Below are 4,923 nucleotides of genomic sequence, written 5' to 3'. Positions count from 1 at the left end.
GGGCGAGGGCGAGGACTTCCAGTCCTACTTCTCCGGCAACACCATCCAGATCTGCCCGGTCGGCGCGCTGACCTCGGCGTCCTACCGATTCCGCAGCCGCCCGTTCGACCTGGTCTCGACGCCGGGCCAGTGCGAGCACTGCGCCTCGGGCTGCACCACCCGGCGCGACTGGCGCCGCGGCGGGGTCACCCGCGTGCTCGCCGGCGAGGACCCGACCGTCAACGAGGAGTGGCTCTGCGACAAGGGCCGGTTCGCCTTCCGCTACCCGACCTCGCCGCAGCGCGTGCTGCAGCCGATGGTCCGCGGTGACGACGGCGAGCTCGCCCCGGTCTCGTGGGTCGAGGCGCTCGAGCGCGCCGCCGAGCTGCTCCTGGCCGCCCGCGACGGGCGCGGACCCGCGCGGGTGCTCGTCGGTGAGGACGGCGTGGAGGTCGAGGGCGACCCGAAGCGCGGCGTCGGCGTGCTCCCCGGCGGCCGGCTGACCGTCGAGGACGCCTACGCCTATGGCAAGTTCGCGCGCGTGGCGCTGCGCACCAACGACGTCGACCAGCGCGCCCGCGTCCACTCCGGCGAGGAGCTCGACTTCCTCGCCGGCCACGTCGCGGGCGTCGCCCCCGGCCACGTCTCCTACGCCCACCTCGAGGCCGCCCGCACCGTGCTGTGCGTGGCGTTCGAGCCCGAGGAGGAGTCGCCGATCGTCTTCCTGCGGCTGCGCAAGGCCGCCCGCCACGGCACGCGGGTGGTGCACGTCGGGTCGTGGACGACGCCCGCGGTGGTGAAGACCGGTGGCCACCTGGTGCGCGTCGCGCCCGGCGACGAGGCCGCCGCCCTCGACGCGCTCCCCGACGACCTCGCCGGAGCGCTCGCCGACCCGGGTGCGGTCGTCCTCGTCGGTGAGCGGGCCGCGGAGATCCCGGGGCTGCTGGCCGCGGTGGATGCGCTCGGGTCCCGGACGGGCGCCCGGATCGCCTGGGTGCCCCGGCGCGCGGGCGAGCGCGGCGGGGTGGACGCCGGTGCCCTCCCGACGCTGCTGCCCGGCGCGCGTCGGGTCGACGACGCCGACGCGCGGGAGGCCGTCGCCGCGGTCTGGGGCGTGCCGAGCCTGCCCGCGACGCCGGGCCGCGACCTCACCGCGATGCTGCGGGCCGCGGCGGACGGCGAGCTCGCCGGCCTCGTCGTCGGGGGCCTGCAGATCGACGACCTGCCCGACCCGGCGCTGGCCCGCGCGGCCCTCGCCGAGGCCGACGTCGTCATCTCGCTGGAGCAGGTGCTCTCCGAGGTCGGCGGCTACGCCGACGTCGTGCTCCCGGTGGCGCCCGCGGTCAACCGCGCCGGCACCTACCGCAACTGGGAGGGCCGCGACCGGCCGTTCGGGACGACCATCGACCCCGGCCAGGGCGGCTCCGGGCGCGTCGGCGGGACGGCGGCGGTCACGTTGCCCGACTGCCGGGTGCTCGACTCGCTCGCGGTCGAGATGGACGTCGACCTGTTCACCCAGACCCCGGCCGCGGCGGCCGCCGAGCTCACGGAGCTGGGCACGGTCGCGGTGACGCCGTCGACGCCGGCGACCCGGCCGACCGCGCCCTCCCCGGACGGCAGCAACGGCACGATGCTGACGTCCGACGTCAGGACGGCGTCGTTCACCCACGGGTCGGCCGACACCGTCCGGCTCGCCACCTGGCGCCAGCTCCTCGACGGCGGCGCGCTGCTCGCCGAGGAGCCCGACCTGCCCGGCACCGCGCGGCCGGCCCGCCTCCGGGTGGCCGCCGCGACCGCGGAGCGCCTCGGCCTCGTCGCCGGCGAGCCCGCCCGCCTCCAGCCGGCGCAGGACGCCCCCGGCGGCGGGCTGGACCTCGTGGTCGAGCTCGCCGACCTGCCCGAGGACGTCGTCTGGGCGCCCTCGCACGTGCCGGGCCCCGGCGGCGTCACGACCCTGCGCGGGCTCGGCCTGCGCCACGGCGGCCCGGTGCACGTGACCGGGTCGCAGCCTCCCGGGACCGGCGTCGGCCCCCGGGACACCGTCACCGCCGCTCCGGGAGACCGACCGTGAACCCGCTCCCCCCACCCGGCACGCCGGGCTACACCCAGGCGCTGCTCGCCGGCGACCCGCTGTGGTTGACGATCGTCAAGGTCGTCCTCGTCTTCGCGCTGCTCCTGCTCATGACGCTGTTCATGATCTGGCTCGAGCGCCGCGTCGTGGGTCGGATGCAGCAGCGCCCCGGGCCGAACTGGAACGGCCCGTTCGGGCTGCTGCAGTCGCTGGCCGACGGGCTCAAGCTGGCCTTCAAGGAGGACATCCGCCCGACGCTGGCGGACTTCCCGGTCTTCTTCCTCGCGCCGATCATCTCGACGATCCCCGCGTTCGTCGCGTTCGCGGTGATCCCCCTGGGGCCCGAGGTCTCGGTCTTCGGCCACCACACCGCGCTGCAGGTCGCGGACCTGCCGGTGGGCATCCTCGTGGTCCTGGCCTGCTCCTCGATCGGCGTCTACGGGATCGTGCTCTCGGGCTGGGCGTCCGGCTCGCCGTACCCGCTGCTCGGCGCGCTGCGCTCGACCGCCCAGGTCATCTCCTACGAGCTGGCCCTGGGCCTGTCGATCATCGGCGTCGTCCTGTACGCGGGGTCGCTCTCGACCGCGGACATCGTCACCGCGCAGGAGAGCGGCTGGTACATCTGGCTGCTGCCGGTGAGCTTCGTGGTGTTCGCGATCTCGATGGTCGGGGAGACCAACCGCGCCCCGTTCGACCTGGCCGAGGCCGAGTCCGAGCTGGTGGGCGGCTTCCACACCGAGTACTCGTCGCTGAAGTTCGCGCTCTTCTTCCTCGCCGAGTACGTCAACATGGTCACCCTCTCGGCCGTCGCCACGACGCTGTTCCTCGGCGGCTGGCGCGCCCCGTGGCCGCTGTCGTTGTGGGCGGGGGCGAACGAGGGCTGGTTCCCGGTCATCTGGTTCATCTCGAAGATGTTCGTGTTCCTCTTCGTCTACATCTGGCTGCGCGGGACGCTGCCCCGCCAGCGCTACGACCAGTTCATGCGGCTGGGCTGGAAGATCCTCATCCCGGTCAGCCTGGTGTGGGTCCTCGCCGTCTCCGCGCTGCGCGTGCTGCGCGTCCAGTACGGCACGGTGTCCGCCCCGGTCGTGCTGCTGATCGGCGCGGTCGTGCTGGTGGTGGCGGTCGTCGTCGCGTTCCTGCTGCCCGACCGCCGCTCCGACGACGAGGACGACGCCGACGCGACGCCGACGCTCGTGTCCGACTACCCGGTGCCGCCGCTGGACCTCGCCGTCCCGCCCTCACCGCCCCGACGACGGCGGTCGGTGGCACCACCCGCGAAGGAGACCGCCGCCGTGGGCAGCGGCTCCGAGTCCGAGGGAGACGCCTGATGGGCATGTTCGACGGCATCGCGGGCTTCGGGGTGACCTTCTCGACGATGTTCAAGAAGGTGGTCACCGAGGAGTACCCGCTGGTCAAGAAGGTGACGGCGCCGCGCTACCACGGCCGCCACCAGCTCAACCGGCACCCGGACGGCCTCGAGAAGTGCGTCGGCTGCGAGCTGTGCGCCTGGGCCTGCCCCGCCGACGCGATCTACGTCGAGGGCGGCGACAACACCGAGGAGGCGCGGTACTCCCCGGGCGAGCGCTACGGCGCGATCTACCAGATCAACTACCTGCGCTGCATCGGCTGCGGGCTCTGCATCGAGGCGTGCCCGACGCGGTCGCTGACGATGACGAACGAGTACGAGCTCGCCGACGACGACCGCCAGGACCTGATCTACACCAAGGACATGCTCCTGGCCCCGCTGCTGCCGGGCATGGAGCAGCCCCCGCACCCGATGCGGCTGGGTGACAACGAGCAGGACTACTACGTGCAGGGCCCGGAGCTGGCGCGCAAGGGCCAGGACCCGGCGGGCGAGCACGACCTGGACACCGACAACCGCGCGGGCGCGAACGTCGAGCCGGGTGCGGCGCTCGTCGGGAAGGGCCCGTTGGCCAAGCGTGGCTCCGCCGAGGCGGGCGCGGCGGCAGGGGAGGGACGCTGATGACCACCTCGGTCGGCGAAGCCGTCGCCTTCTGGATCCTCGGGCCGATCGCGCTGGCCGGCGGGCTCGGGATGGTGTTCTCCCGCAACGCCGTGCACTCCGCGCTCTGGCTCGTGCTGACGATGCTCTCGCTCGGCGGGCTGTACATGGTCCAGTCCGCGCCGTTCCTGGGCTTCACCCAGATCATCGTCTACACCGGCGCGATCATGATGCTGTTCGTGTTCGTGCTGATGATGGTCGGGCGCGACGCGTCCGACTCCGTCGTCGAGGTCCTGCGCGGCCAGCGGGTCGCCGCGGCGGTACTCGGGATCGGCTTCGCGGCGCTGCTGCTGGGCGCGGTGGCGAACTCGGTGGTGGTGCCGCTCGCCGTCGGGCCGGCGCCGGGCTCCAACGTCGGCAGCCTCGGGCTGCTTATCTACCAGCGCTACCTGCTCGCGTTCGAGCTGACCTCGGCGCTGATCATCACCGGCGCGCTCGGCGCGATGGTCTACACCTTCGCCGGCCGCGCGAAGGCCAAGGTGATCACCCAGCGCGAGCGGGTCACCGCCCGCCTGCAGGGGCCGCTCGAGAAGTTCGGGTCGCGCTCGGGTCCCGGGGTGTTCGCGACCGGCGACTCGGTCGCCACCCCGGCGCTGTTGCCCGACGGGTCGGTCGCGCCGGAGTCGCTCTCGGCGATCATCGAGGCCACCGCGCGCGAGCGGCTGGGCCACGCCACCGAGCTGGCCCACGCGGGCGACGAGCACGACCGGCACGCCCGTGACCACGAGCCGCACCACGAGCAGCGTGGCGCCGGCGAGATCCAGGGGAGCCAGGCGTGAGCCCCACGAACTACCTGCTGCTGTCCGCGCTGCTCTTCGCCATCGGCACCGTCGGGGTGCTCGTACGG

Annotated in this window: 4 protein-coding genes and 1 pseudogene; all 5 read left to right on the top strand. The window is 73.8% G+C overall.

Annotation, left to right across the window (positions count from 1 at the left end; all coding sequences use genetic code 11):
• Positions 1 to 2,050 (top strand): molybdopterin-dependent oxidoreductase (locus AC0CYZ_RS10035; protein WP_472214798.1); only part of this gene is annotated, 2,050 nt, incomplete at its 5' end.
• Positions 2,047 to 3,381, top strand: a complete 1,335-nt coding sequence (nuoH, locus tag AC0CYZ_RS10030; protein WP_472214796.1) for an NADH-quinone oxidoreductase subunit NuoH — start codon at positions 2,047 to 2,049, stop codon at positions 3,379 to 3,381. The genes AC0CYZ_RS10035 and nuoH, both read left to right, overlap by 4 nt.
• Positions 3,381 to 4,037 carry an NADH-quinone oxidoreductase subunit NuoI gene (gene nuoI / locus AC0CYZ_RS10025; RefSeq protein ID WP_472214794.1) on the top strand — a complete coding sequence of 219 codons (657 nt, stop codon included), beginning with the start codon at positions 3,381 to 3,383 and terminating at the stop codon, positions 4,035 to 4,037. Before nuoH ends, nuoI begins: the two co-directional genes overlap by 1 nt.
• Positions 4,037 to 4,855: an NADH-quinone oxidoreductase subunit J gene (locus tag AC0CYZ_RS10020; protein WP_472214792.1), complete on the top strand. Its 819-nt coding sequence runs from the start codon at positions 4,037 to 4,039 to the stop codon at positions 4,853 to 4,855. The genes nuoI and AC0CYZ_RS10020 overlap by 1 nt, the downstream gene beginning before the upstream one ends.
• Positions 4,852 to 4,923: pseudogene (locus AC0CYZ_RS10015) on the top strand (NADH-quinone oxidoreductase subunit NuoK); the annotation flags it as partial. The gene AC0CYZ_RS10020 and the pseudogene AC0CYZ_RS10015, both read left to right, overlap by 4 nt.

Source organism: Actinomycetospora sp. (genome assembly GCF_055612215.1).
Note: the sequence above shows the minus strand (reverse complement) of the source record. Positions and strands in the feature narration are given on the sequence as shown.